This window comes from Cryobacterium sp. TMS1-20-1, assembly GCF_004402355.1.
Lineage (GTDB): Bacteria > Actinomycetota > Actinomycetes > Actinomycetales > Microbacteriaceae > Cryobacterium > Cryobacterium levicorallinum.
In genome coordinates this window covers 29,890-49,323 of record NZ_SOGF01000047.1, presented here as the reverse complement: position 1 = coordinate 49,323, position 19,434 = coordinate 29,890, and the positions used below count along the sequence as shown (strand labels likewise).

20 protein-coding genes and 1 riboswitch are annotated in these 19,434 nt (G+C 66.6%); of the genes, 15 read left to right on the top strand and 5 right to left on the bottom strand.

Annotation, left to right across the window (positions count from 1 at the left end):
* The first annotated feature begins 211 nt into the window (after window positions 1-211).
* The 7 genes from E3O45_RS09855 to nucS all read left to right on the top strand — a co-directional run bounded on the left by E3O45_RS09855 (window position 212) and on the right by nucS (window position 7,073).
* Window positions 212-1,429 (top strand): MFS transporter, encoded by a 1,218-nt coding sequence (locus tag E3O45_RS09855; protein ID WP_134443242.1) that lies wholly within the window; start codon window positions 212-214, stop codon window positions 1,427-1,429.
* 145 nt (window positions 1,430-1,574) lie between these two features.
* A complete protein-coding gene (locus tag E3O45_RS09850; protein ID WP_134443241.1) occupies window positions 1,575-2,867 on the top strand; it encodes a GAF domain-containing protein in 1,293 nt (430 codons plus the stop codon).
* A gap of 110 nt (window positions 2,868-2,977) precedes the next feature.
* A complete protein-coding gene (locus E3O45_RS09845; protein ID WP_134380629.1) occupies window positions 2,978-3,838 on the top strand; it encodes a class II fructose-bisphosphate aldolase in 861 nt (286 codons plus the stop codon).
* A 3-nt stretch (window positions 3,839-3,841) separates the two neighbouring features.
* Window positions 3,842-4,633, top strand: a complete 792-nt coding sequence (locus E3O45_RS09840; protein WP_134443240.1) for an HAD-IA family hydrolase — start codon at window positions 3,842-3,844, stop codon at window positions 4,631-4,633.
* Window positions 4,630-5,262, top strand: coding sequence for a dihydroxyacetone kinase subunit DhaL (gene dhaL / locus E3O45_RS09835; RefSeq protein WP_134443239.1), 633 nt, complete (start codon window positions 4,630-4,632; stop codon window positions 5,260-5,262). Before E3O45_RS09840 ends, dhaL begins: the two co-directional genes overlap by 4 nt.
* 43 nt (window positions 5,263-5,305) lie before the next feature.
* Window positions 5,306-6,301 (top strand): dihydroxyacetone kinase subunit DhaK, encoded by a 996-nt coding sequence (gene dhaK / locus E3O45_RS09830; protein ID WP_134443238.1) that lies wholly within the window; start codon window positions 5,306-5,308, stop codon window positions 6,299-6,301.
* A 76-nt stretch (window positions 6,302-6,377) separates the two neighbouring features.
* Complete coding sequence (nucS, locus tag E3O45_RS09825) at window positions 6,378-7,073, top strand: endonuclease NucS (protein ID WP_092448099.1); 696 nt, start codon at window positions 6,378-6,380, stop codon at window positions 7,071-7,073.
* On the opposite strand, the gene E3O45_RS09820 is transcribed toward nucS, so the two are convergent.
* Window positions 7,070-8,005 carry an aldo/keto reductase family oxidoreductase gene (locus E3O45_RS09820; RefSeq protein ID WP_241985310.1) on the bottom strand — a complete coding sequence of 312 codons (936 nt, stop codon included), beginning with the start codon at window positions 8,003-8,005 and terminating at the stop codon, window positions 7,070-7,072. The genes nucS and E3O45_RS09820 overlap by 4 nt on opposite strands.
* A 112-nt stretch (window positions 8,006-8,117) precedes the next feature.
* On the opposite strand from E3O45_RS09820, the gene E3O45_RS09815 reads away from it, so the two are divergent.
* Window positions 8,118-8,786: an HAD hydrolase-like protein gene (locus E3O45_RS09815; RefSeq protein WP_092448097.1), complete on the top strand. Its 669-nt coding sequence runs from the start codon at window positions 8,118-8,120 to the stop codon at window positions 8,784-8,786.
* 4 nt (window positions 8,787-8,790) lie between these two features.
* Here the strand turns inward: E3O45_RS09815 and E3O45_RS09810 are convergent, their stop codons facing one another.
* The 3 genes from E3O45_RS09810 to hxlB form a co-directional block, all read right to left on the bottom strand.
* On the bottom strand, window positions 8,791-10,260 hold the full coding sequence (locus tag E3O45_RS09810; RefSeq protein ID WP_134443237.1) for an FAD-binding oxidoreductase: 1,470 nt from the start codon (window positions 10,258-10,260) through the stop codon (window positions 8,791-8,793).
* Window positions 10,261-10,291: 31 nt separating this feature from the next.
* Entirely contained in the window at window positions 10,292-10,915 is a 624-nt protein-coding gene (gene hxlA, locus E3O45_RS09805; protein WP_092448092.1) for a 3-hexulose-6-phosphate synthase, read from the bottom strand.
* A gap of 111 nt (window positions 10,916-11,026) precedes the next feature.
* Window positions 11,027-11,611 carry a 6-phospho-3-hexuloisomerase gene (hxlB, locus tag E3O45_RS09800; protein ID WP_134443236.1) on the bottom strand — a complete coding sequence of 195 codons (585 nt, stop codon included), beginning with the start codon at window positions 11,609-11,611 and terminating at the stop codon, window positions 11,027-11,029.
* A 113-nt stretch (window positions 11,612-11,724) separates the two neighbouring features.
* On the opposite strand from hxlB, the gene E3O45_RS09795 reads away from it, so the two are divergent.
* The 7 genes from E3O45_RS09795 to E3O45_RS09765 all read left to right on the top strand — a co-directional run bounded on the left by E3O45_RS09795 (window position 11,725) and on the right by E3O45_RS09765 (window position 18,570).
* Complete coding sequence (locus E3O45_RS09795) at window positions 11,725-12,696, top strand: response regulator transcription factor family protein (RefSeq protein WP_134443235.1); 972 nt, start codon at window positions 11,725-11,727, stop codon at window positions 12,694-12,696.
* 165 nt (window positions 12,697-12,861) lie between these two features.
* Window positions 12,862-12,969: riboswitch (TPP riboswitch) on the top strand.
* Window positions 12,963-14,618 (top strand): phosphomethylpyrimidine synthase ThiC, encoded by a 1,656-nt coding sequence (gene thiC, locus E3O45_RS09790; RefSeq protein ID WP_134443234.1) that lies wholly within the window; start codon window positions 12,963-12,965, stop codon window positions 14,616-14,618. It overlaps the preceding riboswitch by 7 nt.
* A 77-nt stretch (window positions 14,619-14,695) precedes the next feature.
* Window positions 14,696-15,085, top strand: coding sequence for a hydroxyethylthiazole kinase (locus E3O45_RS18220; protein WP_370450358.1), 390 nt, complete (start codon window positions 14,696-14,698; stop codon window positions 15,083-15,085).
* Entirely contained in the window at window positions 15,064-15,309 is a 246-nt protein-coding gene (locus E3O45_RS09780) for a hypothetical protein (RefSeq protein ID WP_134443233.1), read from the top strand. The genes E3O45_RS18220 and E3O45_RS09780 overlap by 22 nt, the downstream gene beginning before the upstream one ends.
* Window positions 15,310-15,410: 101 nt before the next feature.
* Window positions 15,411-16,394 carry a BTAD domain-containing putative transcriptional regulator gene (locus tag E3O45_RS09775; protein ID WP_134443232.1) on the top strand — a complete coding sequence of 328 codons (984 nt, stop codon included), beginning with the start codon at window positions 15,411-15,413 and terminating at the stop codon, window positions 16,392-16,394.
* A gap of 123 nt (window positions 16,395-16,517) precedes the next feature.
* Window positions 16,518-17,231 carry a response regulator transcription factor gene (locus E3O45_RS09770; RefSeq protein WP_134443231.1) on the top strand — a complete coding sequence of 238 codons (714 nt, stop codon included), beginning with the start codon at window positions 16,518-16,520 and terminating at the stop codon, window positions 17,229-17,231.
* On the top strand, window positions 17,224-18,570 hold the full coding sequence (locus E3O45_RS09765) for a sensor histidine kinase (RefSeq protein ID WP_134443230.1): 1,347 nt from the start codon (window positions 17,224-17,226) through the stop codon (window positions 18,568-18,570). The genes E3O45_RS09770 and E3O45_RS09765 overlap by 8 nt, the downstream gene beginning before the upstream one ends.
* On the opposite strand, the gene E3O45_RS09760 is transcribed toward E3O45_RS09765, so the two are convergent.
* On the bottom strand, window positions 18,527-19,393 hold the full coding sequence (locus tag E3O45_RS09760) for a hypothetical protein (RefSeq protein WP_134443229.1): 867 nt from the start codon (window positions 19,391-19,393) through the stop codon (window positions 18,527-18,529). The two genes, E3O45_RS09765 and E3O45_RS09760, sit on opposite strands and share 44 nt — an antisense overlap.
* Between the last annotated feature and the right edge of the window lie 41 nt (window positions 19,394-19,434).

Below are 19,434 nucleotides of genomic sequence, written 5' to 3'. Positions count from 1 at the left end.
TTCGGGCGTCATGCGCCGGTGTCAGGCAGGTCTTGAGCGAGAACCACCGCAATTGCAGTCGATCTGCCGCGTCAGGCGGGCCCACCCCACGCCGCGAGGTGACCCTGAGCATTCAGTGCCGTCTCCACCCCCTGTGGGAACTTCTCGTTGTAGCGTTAAGGTTCCCACCCACCCGCTGTCGAGGCCTCCCGCCCGCCACTTGAGGAGCCCGATGACCAACTCCCCCGTGATTACCACCGCCACACGCTCGGGCCTGATCGGCTGGCGCAACGCCGTGTTCGCAGCGTTCTTCGTCTCCGGACTGGGCCTGGCCAGCTGGATGGCGCGGGTTCCCGCCGTCCGCGACGGCCTGGGCCTCGATACCGCGCAGGTCGGCATCCTCATCTTCGGTCTCTCGGCCGGTTCGGTCGTCGGACTGCTGATCGCCGCCGGACTGCTCGCCCGCCTCGGCGCACGCCGCGCCATGCTGGTCAGCATCTCGCTGTCGGCGACCGGACTCGTGTTCATGGGCGTCGGCGTCAGCCTCGCGCCCTCGGCCCCGTTCGTGTTCGCGGCCCTCGCCGTGTTCGGCATGGGCATGGGATCCCTCGACGTCATGATGAACGTCGAGGGCGCGGCCGCCGAGCGGGCCATCGGCCGCACTCTGATGCCACTCATGCACGCCTGCTTCAGCCTCGGCACGGTGGTCGGCGCGCTCGGCGGCGCCGCGGCATCCGCGTTGGAGATCTCGGTATTCTGGCATCTGCTGGTCATGGCGGCGCTCGTTCTGGGCACCGTTCTCGTGGCCGTGCGGTTCCTGCCGGCCGCCATCGAAATCGATACTGAAGCGGATGCCCCGCGCCTCGCCTGGCGCGAGCGCCTGCAGGGCAGCCTCGCCGTCTGGCGTGATCGCAAACTGCTGCTGATCGGGCTGATCGTGCTCGGCATGACGTTCGCCGAGGGCTCGGCGAACGATTGGCTGGCCCTCGCCTCGGTCGATGGACACGGTCTCAGCAACACCGACGGCGCCATCGTGTTTGGAGTGTTCGTGGCCGCGATGACCGTGGGCCGCGTGATCGGTGGCCCCCTGCTCGACCGGTTCGGCCGGGTGCTCGTGCTGCGGGCCTGCGCCGGAATCGGCATCGCGGGGCTCGTACTGTTCATCCTCGCGCCGAACACCCCGCTCGTTTTTGTCGGCACAATCCTCTGGGGTATCGGCGCCTCGCTCGGTTTTCCGGTGGGCATGTCGGCGGCCGCGGACGACACCAAGAACGCTGCGGCGCGGGTGAGCGCCGTCGCCATCATCGGCTACGGTGCTTTTCTGGTCGGACCGCCCGTGCTCGGACTGCTCGGCGACGCCTGGGGAATCCTCAACGCGCTGTACCTGGTTTTGGTGCTGATGGTGCTGGCCGGGCTGGCGGCCCCGGCGGCGCGGCCCCACGCCGCATGAGTCACGGCACAGAAGGCTACGTCGGCTGGTGTGGTTCCTCGCCACATCGAAGCACCCGCCGCTAGCGCCAAGGGGGGACAGACCCATAGGGTGAAGTGCTATCTACGGAACCAGGCTGGCTTGCACACTCAGAGACGAGAAGACGATGGGCCCGACCCCGACTCACCTGCCGACCCCTCGTAATGCCCCTCGATCGCAGACCGATGAGCCCGGCGATGAAGTAGCCCTGTTCCTGGCTACGGGGCCGGCCGGTGATACGGGGCTCGGACCTCTGCTGGAACGGATCCTGCTGCGCGCCGCCCAGTTGCTGGGATGCGCCATGGGATCGATCTGCACTATCGATGAGACCGCTCAGGTCTACCGCAAAGAGGTCGACCTCGGCGACGAATGCCGGGCTGGCCAAGTCTTCTCACTGGATGAAGGCGTCACCGGAGCAGTCGTGCGAGCCGGTGGATCCGTTGTGTTCAGTGAGTACTCCAAAGTGCCGGGCGGTCATCTCGGCCGGGACGACGCCCGCTACCAGCGCCCGGTCATCGGCGTGCCGATCAGGCTTCCTTCCGGGGTCATCGGCGCCTGCGTGGTCTTTGCCAATACCTCAGAGCGCCTCTTCACTAGCCAGGACGCCCGGATACTCGAACGTTTCGCCGCTCAGGCGGCCGCCGCCATCGCCGACTTCCGTCTGCACACCGTGGCCATCGAGGTCAACATCAATCTGGCCGAGTTTCACACGTCCGAGCGCGCCGCGCTGGCCCACAGATTCGGGCTGCCGGGCGGCGACGATCCGTGCAGACCGACGCACGTATCGATCGGGCGCCTGAGCGAGACACACCCCCATCGGGTGCTCGTCATGCACGAACGACCGGTGATCCGCGCCGGCTTGGTGCACCTGCTCACGCAGGAGGGGACGGGCATCCAGGTGATCGCCGAGTGCGACGACGCTGCCGGCGCCCTCGCTGCGGCACGGTATCTGCAGCCCGACGTCGTGGTCACTGACATCGATCTGGTCGACCTGCCAGGCGCCGACCTAATCGAGGCGCTGGCTCGCACCAGTCCGGGCACGGCCGTCGTGCTCCTGGTCGGAGACCCACACGACGAACGAATCCGGCGCGCGGCCCACTCTGGCGCCCGCGGGTTCCTGAACCGATCCACCGAGGGGCATTCGCTCGTGCGAGCGGTCGACTCGGCCGTTGCCGGCGATGCTGTTCTGTCGCGCTCCCTACTGGAAATGTGGGGCGAACCGGCCGATCCCGCCCTCCTCACGTCCCGTGAGCGGGAGGTGCGCCGGCTGGTGGAGGGCGGACTCCGGGACAAGCAGATCGGTACGGAGCTTGGCATCTCGGTAAAAACCGTCGAAAAACACGTCGGCACGATCCTCAGGAAGACGGGAGCAGCCAACCGCACAATGCTGGCCGGGCTGGCCCATCCGCATCATTCCTGAACGGATGCCGACGACGACCAGGGATTTCCCCCAAAGCGAATGGGGGGACTCCCCGATAGCGCGCGATGCGCGTGCCGGTTTAACGTGGGACGAAGCCAAAGGAGGCCGTCGTGCCAGTTGTTTCCCTGAAGGAAATCGTCGACCGGGCGTTCGATGCCCGCTACGGCGTGCCTGCTGTCAACGTGTTCAACGACCTCACCATGCAGGGGGTGCTGGCTGCCGCAGTCGAAGTTCGCTCGCCGATCATCGTGCAGACGTCGGTCAAGACCGTGCGCTCGATCGGCGCGAAGGTGCTGTTCGCTATGTGGCAATCCATGACCGCCGACATCGACGTGCCCGTCGCCCTGCACCTCGACCACTGCCCCGACCGTGACGTGATCAGCGAGTGCCTGGCCATCGGCTGGAACTCGGTGCTCTTCGACGCGTCCCAGCTGCCCGTGGCCGAGAACCAGCGCCAAACCATTGAGGTGGTCAAGGAGGCCCGAGGCTACGGAGCCCATGTCGAGGGTGAGATTGAATCCATCACCGGCGTCGAAGACGGTGTCGGCTCCGATCAGACCGCGGCGCGGCAGACCCTTGACGTATCCCTCGCGTTCATTGAAGCGACCGGCGTCGATGTCTTCGCTCCGTCCATCGGCAACGCCCACGGCGTCTACAAATCGAAACCCGTTTTGGACTTCGACCGGGTCAGCGATCTGGTGGCGGCGCATCCAATACCCATCGCCCTGCACGGCGGCACCGGAATGACGGACGCCCAATTCCACGACCTGATCCAGCGCGGCTGTTCCAAGGTGAACATCTCTACCGCCCTCAAGGTGACCTATCTGCAATCCACCCTGGCTAACCTGCGGTTCGCCGAAGAGGCCGACAAATGGGACCCGCCGACGCTTTTTCGCGCTGTGAGTGGCGATGTCGTCGACCTCACAACGGGCCTGGCCCGCACGTTCGGCTCGGCCGGCCAGGCCTGGTAAGCGATGCCGGCACTGATCTTCGACTGCGACGGCGTACTCGCCGACACCGAACGCCACGGACACCTGCCCGCCTTCAACGCCAGCTTCGCGGAGTTCGGACTGCCCGTGCACTGGAGCGAGGAGGATTACGCCGCGAAGTTGCTGATCGGCGGTGGCAAGGAACGCCTTACGAGCCTGCTCACGCCGGACTTCGTTCAGGCGGCCCATCTTCCCGCCGATCCGGCCCGGCAACAAGAAACCGTCGCCACCTGGCATCGGCGCAAGACCCAGATTTACACCGACCTGATCGCTGTCGGAGCGCTGCCCGCCCGCCCGGGGATCGCCCGGATCGTCGCCGAGGCGGCTGCTGCCGGCTGGATGCTCGCGGTCGCCTCAACCTCGGCCGAACCCTCCGTGCGGGCAGTGCTGACCCACGCGGTGGGCGAGTCCCTGGCCGCACAGTTCCAGGTATTCGCGGGAGACATCGTGGCCGCCAAGAAACCTGCGCCGGACATCTACGCCTATGCCTTGGAGCACCTCGGCGTGAGCACCGACGGGGCGATCGTCATCGAGGACAGTAACAACGGCCTGCGCGCCGCCCGCGCTGCCGGGTTGCGCACCCTCGTCACAGTGAGCAGTTACACCGTCGATGAGAACTTTGACGGTGCCGCCCTCGTCGTCACCTCGCTCGGCGACCCGGATGGCGAACTCGCAACCGTGCTGGGCTCTCCTGCCGGCGTGGTGCCGAACGGTTTCGTGACGCTGGGCGACCTTTCGATGCTGCTGCGCGCCCCCAACCAGGAGGAAGAATCATGACCAGTTCCCTGAACGCGACTGAATTCGTGGTGCGCTCCATCGCCGAGGAGGCCCTCGTCAACGAAAAATACTTCGGCGAACTTGACTCAGTTGTCGGTGACGGGGACTTCGGCTACTCCCTGGCCCGCGGTTTCGAGGTTGTGCTCTCCGGCTGGGACGGCGTTGACCGCACGGACCCCGGGGTGTTCCTGAGCAAGATCGCGATCGTCATCACCAGCACCATCGGGGGAACGTCGGGGCCGCTCTGGGGAACGGCATTCCTGCGCGCCGGCACCGCGCTCAAGGGCCGAAACGTGATCAGCCCGGCGGACACCATCACCGCGCTGCGCGCAGCCATCGAAGGGATCAAGTACCGCGGTAAGTCCGACGTCGGTGACAAAACCCTGCTCGATGCTTTCGTGCCCGCCGTCGACACGCTCGAGGCCGCATTTGCGGCCGGCGACGACGCCAAGACTGCTCTGGGCAAGATGGCGGTCTCCGCTCGGGAGGCCGCACAAGCCACGAGCCTGCTCCAGGCCCGGCGCGGGCGCGCGAGCTACACCGGCGAGCGCAGCGTGGGATCGCCCGACGCCGGCGCGATCGCCATTGCGGTGCTGGTCGAGCGCCTCGCCCGAACCTGGGCCAACTAGCCCACCGATAACCATCCGATCCCGACAACGACGTGGAGACATCATGAAGAAGTTCATCAACGACCCCCAGCAGTTCGTTCCCGAGATGCTCGAGGGCATCGCGCTCGCGAACCCCGACACCCTGCGCTACGTTCCCGAATATCACCTCATCCACCGAGCGGATGCCCCCAACCACGACAAGGTCACCATCATTCAGGGCTCCGGCTCCGGCCATGAGCCAGCCCACGTGATGACGGTCGGTAAGGGGATGCTGGACGGCGCGTGCCCTGGAGACGTCTTTGCCGCCCCGCCGATCGACTTCATTATCGAGTCCACCAAGCTCCTCGCCTCCGACAAGGGGGTGCTGCTCCTGGTCAACAACTACACCGGAGACCGGATGGCGTTCGAGATGGCCGAGGAGGCATCCAACGCCGACGGCATCCAGGTGCGCACGCTGTTCATCGACGATGACGTGTCGGTGCAGGACTCCACCTACACCGTCGGCCGCCGCGGCGTGGCCGGCAACTTCTTCGTGATGAAGGCCGTTGGAGCCGCGGCGGAGTCCGGTGCCGACCTCGACGAGCTGGTGCGCATCGGCGAAAAGGTCAACTCCGTCACCCGCACCATGGGTGTCGCGCTGACGGCCTGCACTCCGCCCGCCCGGGGGGAACCCCTGTTTGCCCTCGGCGACGACGAGATCGAGATCGGCGTCGGCATCCACGGCGAACCGGGGCGACGCCGGGCCAAATGGATGCCCGCCGACGAAATCGTGGACGAGCTGCTCAGCGCGATCGTTCCCGACTTGCCATTCGTCAGCGGGGACCGGGTCGCCGTGATGGTGAACGGCCTCGGCGGCACGCCGATCAGTGAGCTGTACATTCTCTACGGGATCATCCACAAGCGGCTCACCGCGCTGGGCATGACCGTGGGACGTAACTATGTCGGCGAGTACTGCACCTCGCTCGACATGGCCGGTGCTTCGATCACGCTGGTGCGACTCGACGACGAGATAGCGGCACTACTCGCCGCCCCGGCCGAGATCGCAATGCGAGTTTTCTGAGCCGCCCGGCCCGTGAGCGCGGTCGCCGAGGCCCGTGCCGATGAGAGGCCGAAGGCGACCAGGATAAACTCGTTCAGTGCGCCTTGTAATTGCGAAATGTTCCGTTGACTATGCCGGGCGTCTCAGCGCGCACCTGCCGCTGGCCACCCGCCTGCTGATGATCAAGTCCGATGGCAGCGTGCTCGTGCACTCCGACGGCGGCTCCTACAAACCGCTGAACTGGATGAGCCCACCCTGCTCGATCGCCATCTCCGAGCCCGACGGCGATCAAGCGGATGCCGGAATCACCGCCCTCTGGACGGTCACCCACGGCAAAACCGCCGACCAGCTCGTGGTCAGCGTGTACGAGGTGCAGCACGACTCGGCGCACGAGCTCGGCATCGACCCCGGCCTGATCAAGGACGGCGCGGAGTCGCACCTGCAGAAGCTGTTGGCCGAGCACATTCATCTGCTGGGCGAGGGTTTCACCTTCGTGCGCCGCGAGTACATGACCGCCATCGGGCCGGTCGATATCCTCGCGCAGGATGCCGCCGGCCGATCGGTCGCGGTAGAACTCAAGCGAAATGGTGATATCGACGGGGTGGAACAGCTCACGCGCTACCTCGAACTCATGAATCGCGACCCGCATTTGGCGCCGGTCAGTGGGGTTTTTGCCGCGCAGACGATCAAACCGCAGGCTCGCAAGCTGGCCGAGGATCGCGGCATCCGCTGTCTGCTCCTCGACTACGACGCCATGCGCGGCCTCGACGACACGGCCTCGAAACTCTTTTAGGGCAACGGGCGCCCGCGGGCCGCAAGGTACAGCGCGAACCACTCGTCGCGGGTCATCGCCGCTGCCTGCGCGGCTGCATCCCCGCAAGCCCGAATGCGCGCCGGATCGCTCGATCCGAGGACGGGGTCGATGTGCGCGGGGTGTCGCATCAGCCAGCCGAGAACGATGGCCTCGCGGGTCGTGTTCTTCGCCTCGGCCAGCGTCTGCACCAAAGCGGATGCCGCCTCCTCGGCCGCCGCGCCCGTCGCCCCGGAATACCGGCCCTGCGCGAGCGCGCCCCAGGCCTGCAGCCGCACCCCATTACTCGCGCAGTGCTCCAGCGTGCCGTGCGGGAAGGTATTGTCGGCGCCCTCCGGGTGGTTGACCAGCACCGTGCTGTCGACCCAGTCGCGCTTGAGCAGGCTCATCTCAAGCTGGTTCACCACGATCGGCAGGTCGATCTCGCGCTGGAGGAACGCGATCTGCGCGCCCGACATGTTCGAGACGCCGAGGGCGCGAATCTTACCGGCGGCGTGCAGGTCGGCCACCGCTGCGGCGACAACGGCGGGTTCCATCAGCGGGTCGGGCCGGTGCAGCAGCAAGGTGTCGACGTAGTCAACGCCCAGGCGCGCGAGGCTGTCGTCGACGCGCGCCACGATCGCCCCGAGGTCGTAAGGAGCGTGCTCTGCATCCAAGCGGATGCCGCACTTGGTCTGAATCTCGATGCGCTCGCGCAGTCCCGGCGCGCGTTTCAGAACCTCGCCGAATACCTGCTCCGCCTTGCCGAAGCGGTAGATGTCGGCGTGGTCGAACACGGTCACGCCGATCGCCAGCGCGGCCTCGATCGCGGCGGCGGCGTGGTCGATATCGGCCGCGACGTAAGGAGCGGGGCTCCAGTCGCCGCCGAGTCCCATGCATCCGTAGATCAGGCGGGCGGGCGGAGACGACGTCATACGGATTCCTTTGTGAGGGGGAACAAAAAGGCTAGCGCCTCGCTAACCGTACGAATGCTGAGAAAATGGGTAAATGGGACACTTTTTCGGCTGACCGCCTAGGCTATGCCGAATGAACGCAACATTGACGCGCACCTGGAGCGCCATTCTCTTCGACCTTGACGGAACCATCACGGATTCCGCCCCGGCCATCACCAGCTCTCTGGCCCGCACGTTTACGCTGCTCGGCCGCCCGGTGCCCTCCGCTGCCCAACTGCTCGCCTACGTCGGCCCGCCCATGTTCGACGCCTTTCAGGAATACGCCGGCATGACCCCCGCCGAAGCCGTCGAAGCCATCGCCGTCTACCGCGCCGAGTACCACGGCGCCGCCGCGCTCGACACGGCTGTCTTTCCCGGCGTCGCCGGCCTGCTCGAACGTATCCACGCGGCCGGAATTCCGCTCGCCCTGGCCACCAGCAAGCCCGAGCTCAGTGCGATCGCCATTCTCACGCACTTCGACCTCGCCAAGTACTTCACGGCCACCGTCGGTGCTTCCGCCGACGACACCCGCAGCAACAAGGCCGACATCGTCGCAGAGGCGCTCGCCCGCCTGGCCGCGACCGGCGTAGACACCGGCGGCGCCGTCCTGGTCGGCGACCGCAGCTACGACGCCATCGGCGCGCAGGCGAATGGCATTCCGGCGATTCTGGTGGAGTGGGGCTACGGCTCGCCGGCCGAGGCCGAGGCGGCGACCGCGGTCGTGCACTCGACCGACCAGCTCCGCAAGCTGCTGCTCGGCTGAAGCACTACGAGTCGAAGCCCAGCCCCACGGCATCGAGCCCCTTGAGCAGCACGTTGCGGCGGCCCCGATTGTGGTCGGCACGATTGAGTGCCCAGCGCGTGGCCTGAATTCCAGCGGATGCGAGCGGCTCCGGTGGGAACGAAAGCGGACGGCCCCGCACCATGGCCAGTTCAGTGCGCTCCGTACTGCGGCCGGCCAGCTGGTCCAGCATGACCTGGGCGGCGAAGTGCGTGGCACCAACACCGAGGCCGGTGAAGCCGGCCGCATAACTGATGCGCCCGCCGCGAGCCTGCCCGAAGAAGGCGCAGAACTGCGTGGACGTGTCGATCGCGCCCGCCCATTTGTGGCTGAAGCGCACGCCGGCCAGCTGCGGAAACGTCGTGAAGAAGTGGCTGCTGAGCTTCTCGAAGGTCTCCGGTCGGTTCTCGTAGCCGCTGCGCACCTTTCGCCCGTAGTGGTACACGGCGTCGTAGCCGCCAAACAGAATGCGGTTGTCGGCGCTCAGCCGGTAGTAGTGAAACTGGTTGGCGAGGTCGCTCAGGCCCTGCCGATTCTGCCAGCCGATCGCGGCGAGCTGGCTCGCATCGAGCGGTTCGGTCATTAGCACGTAGTCGTAGACCGGAACGGTCGCGAGTTTGTTGCGTTTGAGCAGCGAGGGAAAGACATTGGTGGCGAGCGCGACCTTCTGCGCGGTCACGGTGCCGCCCGTGGTCACTACCCGGGCGCCCTGGGCCGGCCGACGTCGGGCCGTGTCCACGCTCTGCACGAGCGAGTGCTCGAAGATCTCCACTCCAAGGTCGGTCGCCACGCGCGCCAGTTCGGCAGCGAGCTTGCCCGGATGCACGAGGGCGGTGCTGCCCCGGTGCCAGACGCCGGCGAGATAGGTCGGCGACGCGACCTCGGCCCGCACTGCGGACTCGTCGAGAAACACCACGTTTTCGCCGATCGTCTCTTCGCGCAGCCACTCAATCTGATGCTCTTCGATGGCGAGGTCGATGGATCCGGTGCGTTCAAAATCGCAGTCGATGCCGAGGTCAGCCACCGCTCGTTCGATCTCGTCGAGGTTCTCGTTGCCCAGTTCGGTCAGTCGGTCGATCTCTTTCGGCCAGCGACTGCGCCCGTTGTCGTCACCGTGGGTCAGGCTCGCCTCGCAGAAGCCGCCGTTGCGACCGGATGCCGCCCAGCCGACCGTGCGCGCCTCCAACAAAAGCACCCTCGCATCAGGGTTTTGCTGCTTGGCCAGCACCGCACTCCACAGTCCGAGGTAGCCGCCGCCAACGATCGCGAGGTTGCAGCGCAGGTCGCCGGTGAGCGCTGGATAGCCGGTACGCGGCTCGAGCTCCTCGAGCCAAAACGAGCCCTGGCGTGTTCCCGTGAGCGAGGCTTTAACAACGGATGCCGCTGGCCGGGCCCGGTCGGATTTCTCGTCACCCGGGCAGGGACATCCGCTGAACGCAAAAGTGCCGCCCCGCAGAAGCGGGACGGCACCAGATCAAGCGCTTGGGCTAGATAATCGCGGCGCGAAGGGCGGCAGCAGCTGCGGCCGGGTCTTCGGCGCCGTAGATTGCTCCGCCGGCAACGGCGACCGTTGCTCCGGCGCGCTGCACCGAAGAGATGGTCGACAGGTTCACGCCGCCGGCAAGGGAGAACGGAACCTTGGCGGTCTCGCCCTGGTTGAGCAGTGTGGCGAGCGAGAAGCCGGGCTCGGCCTGCTCGTCGAGTCCAGCGTGCATCTCGACGAACTGGGCACCGAGCGCGGTGACCTCGCGGGCGCGGGTGACCTTGTCGGCAACGCCGATGAGGTCAACGACGATGCCCTTGCCGTGCTTGGTCGCGGCGGCGACGGCTCCGATAATGGTGCTGTCCCCAGCCGTGCCGAGCACGGTGACGAGGTCTGCACCGGCGGCGAAGGCGATGTCGGCTTCGAGCTCGCCGGCATCCATCGTCTTGAGGTCGGCGAAGACGATCTTGTCGGGGTGCGCGTTCTTGATCGCGGTGACGGCGCGCAGGCCCTCTGCCTTGATCAGCGGGGTGCCGAGCTCGATGATGTCGACGTGCGGTGCAACCTGAGCAGCCAGCGTGAGCGCCGCTTCGGTGGTCAGTACGTCCATAGCTACCTGAAGCTTCATGGGGGTTCTTCTTTCTGTTGGGGTACGTGTTTCTTGCGACCGGGCCCGGGCCCGGTCGGTGGGCCCATGATCTAACATGGGCCCGGTTTCCGGGCCCGGGCCCGGTCGGCATTACTCGAGGTTGGCGTGACGCGGCCAGAGCTGTTCGGCCGTGGAACCGCTCGCCTTCCAGAGCATGTGAAACAGGGCGTCGCCGACGAACAACACCGACTGCTCGAACAGGCCGCCCGAATACTGGGCCGACACCTGCCCGGCGTGGTCCTGCTTGGCAGCCGCGGGAATGACCACGCTCACCGCGGCGAGCCGCCCGAGCGGCGACTCGGGCGCCGTGGTCAGCGCGAGAATGCTCGCCCCCACGCCGTGAGCCGTCTCGGAGGCACGCACAATGGCGCCCGTCGTTCCGGATCCGCTCGCCACCAGCAGCACGTCACCCGACACAATCGCCGGGCTGGTCACCTCGCCCACCACGTGCACGTCGAGGCCGAGGTGCATGAGTCGCATCGCGGTCATCTTCAGTGCCAGCCCGGAGCGGCCAGCACCGAGCACAAATACCCGGGGTGCCGCGGCGAGCAGGGTTGCCGCCGCATCCAGTACTGAAGCGGATGCCGATTGCAGCGCCTCGACGACGCGGCCGTTCTCGGCGAAAATGAGGCCGAGGGCATCCGCTGCCAGTGGGGTGGTTGTCGTTTCGGTCATGATTCAATGTTCCACTCCTTCGAGTGGGAATGCTGCCCGCCAAACGAGCGGTTTTCCTACCCAAACGGATGGCTCTGGGTGGGCTCCGAGGATGGCCCGGGTAGGCTGGGGGCATGACTTCCGCTTCATCTAACCCCGGCGTGCGCGCCACCGCCACTGAGGCCGCTGCGCGCAGCACGGCCGCCGCCGCCCTCCGGTCTGATGCTGCTACCGGAGCAGCCGAACCGGCCGCGTCATCCGCCACGACCGCAAAACGCTCGACGCTCCCCGCAAACTCCCCGGTTCAAACAGCGCGCAGCGCAGCCGCCGAACGCTCCAAACTCATCGCCGACCTCACCGACGCACACGCCACCACGCTGGAATCCCTGCTCGCTGTGCTGCGCTCCGGCAGCACGAGTGACACCGCCGCCCGACAGAAGGCCACCGAACTCGCCGCCGCCGCGATGGTCGCCCTGCGCGCGGTGAGCGACCTCGATCGCAGTCTCACCGAGGAACCCGTCGCCCGCGCCTTCGAACGCCTCAGGAACGACCTGCGCCCGCTCGTGCGTTTCGGCGACCTCGACGTGCAGTTCATCGAGCCGCCGGTGAACGGTCGGGCATTGCCCGGCGAGGTCGCCCACGAAGCCCGCGCCATCGTGCGCGGCGCCGTACTCGCCCTCGTCGAACAGGCCGGGGTCGCGCGGGTGCGCGTGCAGTGGGACTGCGACGGAAGTAACCTGCTCATCCACATTCGGGACGACGGTCCGGGCAACCTCGATGCCGAGGTTCCGAGCGTGCGCCAGCTCGCCGCCCGCGTCGTCGCGCTCAGCGGCACCCTCAACGTGGAGGCCACCGCCGGCTGGGGCTCCGAGATGGCCGTGTCGCTGCCGCTCGACGCGCCCACGGCATCCGTCACCGCCGCCGCGGCCTGGGGCCTCAGCCCACGCGAACGCGGCGTGCTCGAACTCGTCGCCTCTGGGGCGCGCAATAAGGCCATCGCACAGGCCCTGACCATCAGCGAGAACACAGTGAAGTTTCACGTGGCCAACCTGCTGCGCAAGGTCGGCGCCTCGACCCGCGCCGAGCTGGCCGCCCTCGCTCGCTAAGCGGATGCCCAGCGCCAGCTATGCCTGGCCCGCCGCAGGCTCGGGCGCCAGCTCCCGGTCATCGCGCCAGCGATGCCCGGCGCGATGGCCCCCACCGGGCGCGGTGACCGCGACCCCGGTAGGCCCCGAGCGCGCAACCAGCGCTAGGGTAAAGAAGTCAGAAGACACACCAACCACGGGAGCGCGCACCAGCGAGCTGAGAGGACGGCCAGGGCCGTCGACCGTTGAACCTGTCCGGGTAATGCCGGCGTAGGAAGTTCGAGAACATGCGCACAATTGACGACACAACTATGTCCGAAACCGTCACAACGGGCCCGATCCAGGGCAGCAGCAAACGCTACGAACCGATAGAAGGCTGGCCCGGGCTCGAAATTCCCGTTCGCCGGGTGAACCTCAGCAACGGCGAACACTTCGACCTGTACGACACGTCCGGCCCGTACACCGACGAGACGGCCACAATCGATCTCGAGAAGGGGCTGCCGCAGACTCGGGCCGGGTGGGAGCATCCGCTGCCCATCGACGGCGCTGCCACCCAGCTGGTCTGGGCCCGCGCCGGCATTGTCACGCCGGAGATGGCCTACATCGCCGCGCGCGAGGGCGTCTCGGTCGAGCTCGTCCGCGACGAGGTGGCGCGCGGCCGGGCCGTCATTCCGGCCAACCACAAGCATCCGGAGAGCGAGCCGATGATTATCGGCAAGGCCTTCACCGTGAAGATCAACGCGAACATCGGCAACTCGGCGGTGACCTCGTCGATCGCCGAAGAGGTCGAGAAGATGGTCTGGGCGGCCCGCTGGGGCGCCGACACCCTGATGGATCTCTCCACCGGCAAGGACATTCACCTCACTCGGGAGTGGATCATGCGCAACTCGCCCATTCCGGTGGGCACCGTTCCGCTCTACCAGGCCGTTGAAAAGGTCAACGGCGACCCGTCGCTGCTCACCTGGGAGATCTACCGCGACACCGTGATCGAGCAGTGCGAGCAGGGCGTCGACTACATGACCGTGCACGCCGGCGTGCTGCTGCGCTACGTGCCGCTGACCGCCAACCGGGTGACCGGAATCGTCTCGCGCGGCGGCTCGATCATGGCCGCCTGGTGCCTCGCGCACCACCAGGAGAGTTTTCTCTACACCCACTTCGTGGAGCTGTGCGAGATTTTGCGCCGCTACGACGTGACCTTCTCGCTCGGCGACGGCTTGCGCCCCGGCTCGATCGCCGACGCGAACGACGAGGCCCAGTTCGCGGAGCTGCGCACCCTCGGTGAGCTGACGAAGGTCGCGAAGTCGCACGGCGTGCAGGTGATGATCGAGGGCCCCGGCCACGTTCCGATGCACAAGATCGTCGAAAACGTGGCGCTCGAAGAGGAACTCTGCGAGGAGGCCCCGTTCTACACGCTCGGCCCGCTCGCCACCGATATCGCACCGGCCTACGACCACATCACGAGCGCGATCGGCGCGGCCATCATCGCCCAGGCCGGCACCGCCATGCTCTGCTACGTCACGCCCAAGGAACACCTCGGCCTCCCCAACCGCGACGACGTGAAAACCGGCGTGATCACCTACAAGATCGCCGCGCACTCCGCCGACCTGGCCAAACAGCATCCGCGCGCCCAGGAACGCGACGACGCCCTCAGTCGGGCCCGGTTCGAATTTCGTTGGACCGACCAGTTCGCGCTCTCGCTTGACCCGGACACCGCGCAGAGCTTTCACGACGAGACGCTGCCGGCCGGCCCCGCCAAGGCCGCCCACTTCTGCAGCATGTGCGGTCCCAAGTTCTGTTCCATGCGTATTTCAGCGGATGTTCGGGTGTACGCCGAAGAGAACGGCCTCACCAGTCTCGAGGCCATCGAGGCGGGAATGGCCGAGAAGTCGGCCGAGTTCACCCGTCTGGGCAGCTCGGTCTATCTACCGCTGCGGGTGCTCTAATGACGGTCATTTTCGACAAGCGGATGCCCACCGACACTCCCACGGTCACCCCGGCATCCGCTGGTTAGGCCATTCGCGTGCTGGCGGCACTCCGCCGGCACCATCCGCTCGTGCAGTGGCTCATGAATACCGTCGTCGCCGGCTTCACCGCCAACGTGCTGCTCGCGGTTGGGGCTGCGCCGGCGATGGTCGACAACACGGAGGAATCGGCCGAATTCGCCGCCATGGCCGGCGCTATTCTGGTCGACCTGGGCACCTTCGCCGTGCACACCGGGCACGAGATCATGACCCGGGCAGCTTCGCCGTGGCCCTGCTGGATGAGCTCCCTGTTCCAACGCCGCCGCGAAATTCTGATCCCATTGGCCATCGCCTGGCTCGTGATGGCTGGGTGCCGGCGACCGCCGCCGATCTGCTCTCCAGCCCGGTGTAGCCCGGGGTCCACCGCGTGCGCATTCTGCTCGAACTGACCGAAACGGATGCCTCCGGCCTCGCCTTTCGCGCCGCCGACTACTCCCTATCCGGACTCGGCGCGCGGTCCGCCGCGCTCTGGGTCGACCCGGCGGAGCAGAGCGGAGCATCCGTTCAAGCGACCCTCGTTTTCGAAATCCCCAATCAGGTCATTGCCCTCGTCCTGGATAGGCCTCAGGGGGCCAGCCTGTCCCTCGGAACCGGGCACCATACCAACTCCTGAAATGGTCCCCGAAATTGGGGGTAGTTCCCTAGTCCACCCGCGGCTTACCCCGGGCTTGGGCAAACGGGCACCATTGTCGCATTCCAACAGTGGAGGTCTTCATGACAATGGAATCGGACACCCGAGTGCAGCCAGCCAGCGCGCCCTTCGCACACCTCAACGTTCAACTCTTCGGCAACCTGACCATTCGACGCGGCCCCGTTGTTCTGCACGCCCACCAACTCGGCGGACCGAAACCACGCCAGATCCTGGAGATTCTTCTCGTACACGTTGGCCTCCCGGTATCGAAAGACCACCTGATCGAATTGCTCTGGGGAGCAAACCCGCCGGTCGAAGCCCTGCCCACCCTGGAAAGTTATGTCAGCGTGCTGCGCCGCCACCTGCAGCCCGGTGCGGGAAAGTTCGGGCCGTTGCAGACAACGACCGGCGGCTATGTGTTGGACCGCGACCTGGTCGATGTCGACCTTGACCAGTTCGACCATCTGCTGCAACGAGCCCAGAAAACCAATCCCGAGCTGGCTTACCCCTTCTTACTTCGCGCCCTCGACCTCGCCGAAGCCCCACTGCTCTGCGATGAACTGGTCGCAGCGTGGGCATCGGAGGCACGTGACCTGCACGCGTCCCGGCTGACCGCAGCCCGCGTTCTGGCGTCCGAAACCGCCGCTGCCCTGCACCGGATCGACGATTCCGTCGATCTCGCCACCCTCGCGATTGCCGATGACCCGCTCAATGAACGAGCCTGGACGGCCCTCATCCTCGGGCTGGAGGCTGCCGGACGCCACGCCCAGGGCCTGCAGGCCTATGACCGGTGCCGCCATGCCATGCAGAGCGAACTGGGCTGCGCACCCGGCCAGATTCTGCGCTCAGCCCAGCTGCGTCTGCTGCACGCGACGGCCGCCGAAGACGGTGACCTTGCCGACGTGCTCTCGGCCTTTCTCGTGCTGCACGAACAGCTGGGAGTGCCAGCACCCGATTCGCGCCCCCGACCGAGCACACTTCCGCGACCAGAGCCGGTCGCGGATTCCCTCCGAGAGGCCACTGATGTCATCACCTCATTCCTGCGCCGCGCCGTCGCTCGCGCCTGATTCCCGAGTCATACCATATGGGGGACAAAAACAACAGGACTCGACAAAATCTCATGTTCTGCAGACACTGGTTTGGTTTATGGAGCTAACGCAGCTCGCGACAGGGCAGAGAGGTCGCCGCAGATGACCACGCAGATGTCCCCCCTTGAACCCAGCATTCAGGGGACGGCGCTTTACTCGCCCGCCATTGCACAGATTCGCATTCTCATCGTCGACGACCACACGACCTTTGCCGAGTTGCTCACCGGTTCCCTTAACCGCGAGCCCGACCTGTGCAGCGTTGGCTCAGCCAACAACGTCGCAAGCGGCATCGCCGCATGTCTGGAGCTGGTCCCCGACGTTGTCGTCATGGACTACCACCTGCCCGACGGCAGCGGGCTCGTCGCGGCCGCCGCTATTCTGGCCCGCGCCCCGCAGACCCGCATCGTGATCCTCACCGGCGACCCGGCCCTCGAGGCCCTCGAACAGGCCGCGGCGATCGGCGTCTGCGCCTTCCTGCCCAAGGATGGTTCGCTCGCCACGGTGCTCGACACGCTCCGCCATGCTCGGATTGGCGGTTTCATTGTGCATCCGTCGCTCGTGGGCCTGCTCAGCGCCCGACGCCGACAGCACAACGAGGAGGTTCCGTTTCCCGAGCTGACCAAGCGCGAGCTCGCGGTGCTCCGCCTCATGGGGGAGGGTTCCGACGTGCGGGCCAACGCCAAGACCCTCGGCATCTCGGAGAACACCTGCCGGGGTTACGTCAAGTCCATCCTCGGCAAGCTTGGCGCACACTCCCAGCTCGAAGCCGTCGTGATCGCCACTCGCCTGGGTTTGGTTCCCGCCCAGCATGTCTAACTCGGCGGCGAAGCCCAGCCGCCTCGACCGAACCCGGTCGGACGAACGTTCCGAGGTGCGCTCGGCGGTGGGCCGGTTCATCACCGTCGGCGTCATCGCCATGATGATCATCGCCGTACCGGCCGCACTCTGGGTCCGCGCTGAATCCAAGAGCAACGCCATGGACAACGCCATCCAACAGGCTCAACGCCTCGCCGACTATTCCATCGGACCGCTCATTACCGACGACCTCCTCGCGGGGTTGCCCGGATCGACCCGTCAACTGGACGACCGCCTGGCTCCCCGCATCTCCGACGGATCGATTGTGCGCATCAAGGTCTGGGACTCCGGGGGGCGAATCGTGTACTCCGACCTTCCGTCCCTGATCGGCCAGGTCTTCGACCTGCCGAGCTTTGCCCCTGAACTCCTGGCCGGAGGCAAGGGGCATGCAAACCTCGGCGTGCAGGACGGCGCCGACGACGTGCACGAGTCCCAGGCCGGCGAATTGGTCGAGGTGCACGTGCGCACCACGGCGGCCAACGGTCAGGTCGTAATTTTGGAGGCGTACTTCAATGACGACGGGGTCCGTGACGAGCAAAACGCACTCGTGGTCGGGCTGATTCCCACCTTCCTGCTGTCCCTTGGAGCCCTTCAAATGGCCCAGCTCGTGCCGGCGATCCAGCTGGCCCGGCGCATCCAGGGTCACCAGTCAACGAAACGCCGCCTCCTGCAGCACGCGATCGACGCCTCCGACCTGGAACGCCAGCGCATTGCCCGTGATCTGCACGACGAAGTCATTCAAGATCTGGCCGGCCTGTCCTACGCCCTCGAAGCCGAGGAAATGCATTCCACCCCCGAGAATCGGGCGCTCTTCGGCCAGGCCAAGGCCATCCTGCAAAAGAACGTGCGCACCCTGCGCGCTATGACGACCGAGCTCTACCCACCCGATCTGGCCGAACTCGGACTGCCGGCCGCCCTCACCCGGCTGGCCGCCCCGCTGCTCGAGCACGACATCGAGGTCAAACTGCATATTCCCCCCGACTGTGATCTCGACCGGGACCGCTCGGCGATGTTCTATCGGGTGGCCCGCGAGGTGCTCGCCAACACCGTGAAACATGCCAAGGCCGGCACCGTCGAGCTGACGCTCATGCAAGATACCGATCGCACCATCCTGCTCATCCATGACAACGGCTGCGGCTTCGACATGGCCGCGGACGCACCCGAGAATCACATGGGTCTGCGCATCATGCGCGACACCATCGAGGTCGCCGGCGGTACCCTCGAGGTGCGCTCCTGGGTGGGCGGCGGCACTTCCGTCATGGCGACTCTGGATCGGGTCGTTCCGGTTCGAACGCGCTAGCCCGAGGCTTGCGCCGCACCAGACTCCAACCGGCGAACAGCACCGTCACGCCCAGCACCACCGCGAGTCCGATCCAGTAGGCCAGCCACGGTCCCACCGGTGTCGAGTCAACCTCGGCCTCGGCCACCGGCGCATCGCTCACCACCTCATGCGCGGTTCCGCCAGCCAAGACCACCGGCTGTGGGATCGGTTCGGCGGCGACGTCAACGCCCGTCCCGCCGGGCGTGCCGGCCAGGACAGCCACCCGCCGGGGTGTGGTGCCGGCCGGGCGTGCCATCGCGCTGCGCACGGAATCCACCATTTCGTCGCCCAATAGTGTCCCGAGGTAGCTCACGCCCAAGGTGTCGGTGCCAGCCGTGGTCTCGTAGTTTCCCAGAGCATCAGAGAGGATGCCTTCACGCGCAATAGCATCGGCCAACGCCCCCGGGTCGGTCGCGTCCACCTCGAAGACGAGATCGTGCACCAGAACGGTCAGCACGAAGTACTGCGCGGGTTGGGTGGCCGTCGATGCATCGATAAGGCCGCGCGCGTCGTCTTCGGTCGACCCCGCCGGCAGCAGCAGGGTCAGCTGGGGCACGGCCTGCTCCAGCACCCCGGCCGGCAACACATCGGGGGGAATATCGGCGAGCCTGAGGTTGGCACCGTCGGCACGCTGGTCCACGCCGGCGCGCAACGTGGGCAGATCGGCATCCGCTCTCGTATGTATCGCGAGTACGACCCGGCGTTGCACCAGTGGTCCGTCGTAGTTGACCAGGGGTCGGCCATTGCCAATTTCGCTGCGTGAAGCGGATGCCGCGGCTGGCGTAGTCGAGGTGCTGGTCATGCCAGGCGGGGCGGAGGCCCAAGCGGTGCAGCCACTCAGCA

Bases quoted from the DNA above. Each gene is read 5' to 3' on its own strand.
- E3O45_RS09760 (WP_134443229.1), bottom strand. From the start codon at position 19,393: ATGACCAGCACCTCGACTACGCCAGCCGCGGCATCCGCTTCACGCAGC.
- E3O45_RS09855 (WP_134443242.1), top strand. From the start codon at position 212: ATGACCAACTCCCCCGTGATTACCACCGCCACACGCTCGGGCCTGATC.
- E3O45_RS09770 (WP_134443231.1), top strand. From the start codon at position 16,518: ATGACCACGCAGATGTCCCCCCTTGAACCCAGCATTCAGGGGACGGCG.
- thiC (WP_134443234.1), top strand. From the start codon at position 12,963: ATGCGCACAATTGACGACACAACTATGTCCGAAACCGTCACAACGGGC.
- dhaK (WP_134443238.1), top strand. From the start codon at position 5,306: ATGAAGAAGTTCATCAACGACCCCCAGCAGTTCGTTCCCGAGATGCTC.
- hxlB (WP_134443236.1), bottom strand. From the start codon at position 11,611: ATGACCGAAACGACAACCACCCCACTGGCAGCGGATGCCCTCGGCCTC.
- dhaL (WP_134443239.1), top strand. From the start codon at position 4,630: ATGACCAGTTCCCTGAACGCGACTGAATTCGTGGTGCGCTCCATCGCC.
- E3O45_RS09840 (WP_134443240.1), top strand. From the start codon at position 3,842: ATGCCGGCACTGATCTTCGACTGCGACGGCGTACTCGCCGACACCGAA.
- E3O45_RS09795 (WP_134443235.1), top strand. From the start codon at position 11,725: ATGACTTCCGCTTCATCTAACCCCGGCGTGCGCGCCACCGCCACTGAG.
- E3O45_RS09775 (WP_134443232.1), top strand. From the start codon at position 15,411: ATGACAATGGAATCGGACACCCGAGTGCAGCCAGCCAGCGCGCCCTTC.
- E3O45_RS09765 (WP_134443230.1), top strand. From the start codon at position 17,224: ATGTCTAACTCGGCGGCGAAGCCCAGCCGCCTCGACCGAACCCGGTCG.
- E3O45_RS09815 (WP_092448097.1), top strand. From the start codon at position 8,118: ATGAACGCAACATTGACGCGCACCTGGAGCGCCATTCTCTTCGACCTT.
- E3O45_RS09820 (WP_241985310.1), bottom strand. From the start codon at position 8,005: ATGACGTCGTCTCCGCCCGCCCGCCTGATCTACGGATGCATGGGACTC.
- hxlA (WP_092448092.1), bottom strand. From the start codon at position 10,915: ATGAAGCTTCAGGTAGCTATGGACGTACTGACCACCGAAGCGGCGCTC.
- E3O45_RS09850 (WP_134443241.1), top strand. From the start codon at position 1,575: ATGGGCCCGACCCCGACTCACCTGCCGACCCCTCGTAATGCCCCTCGA.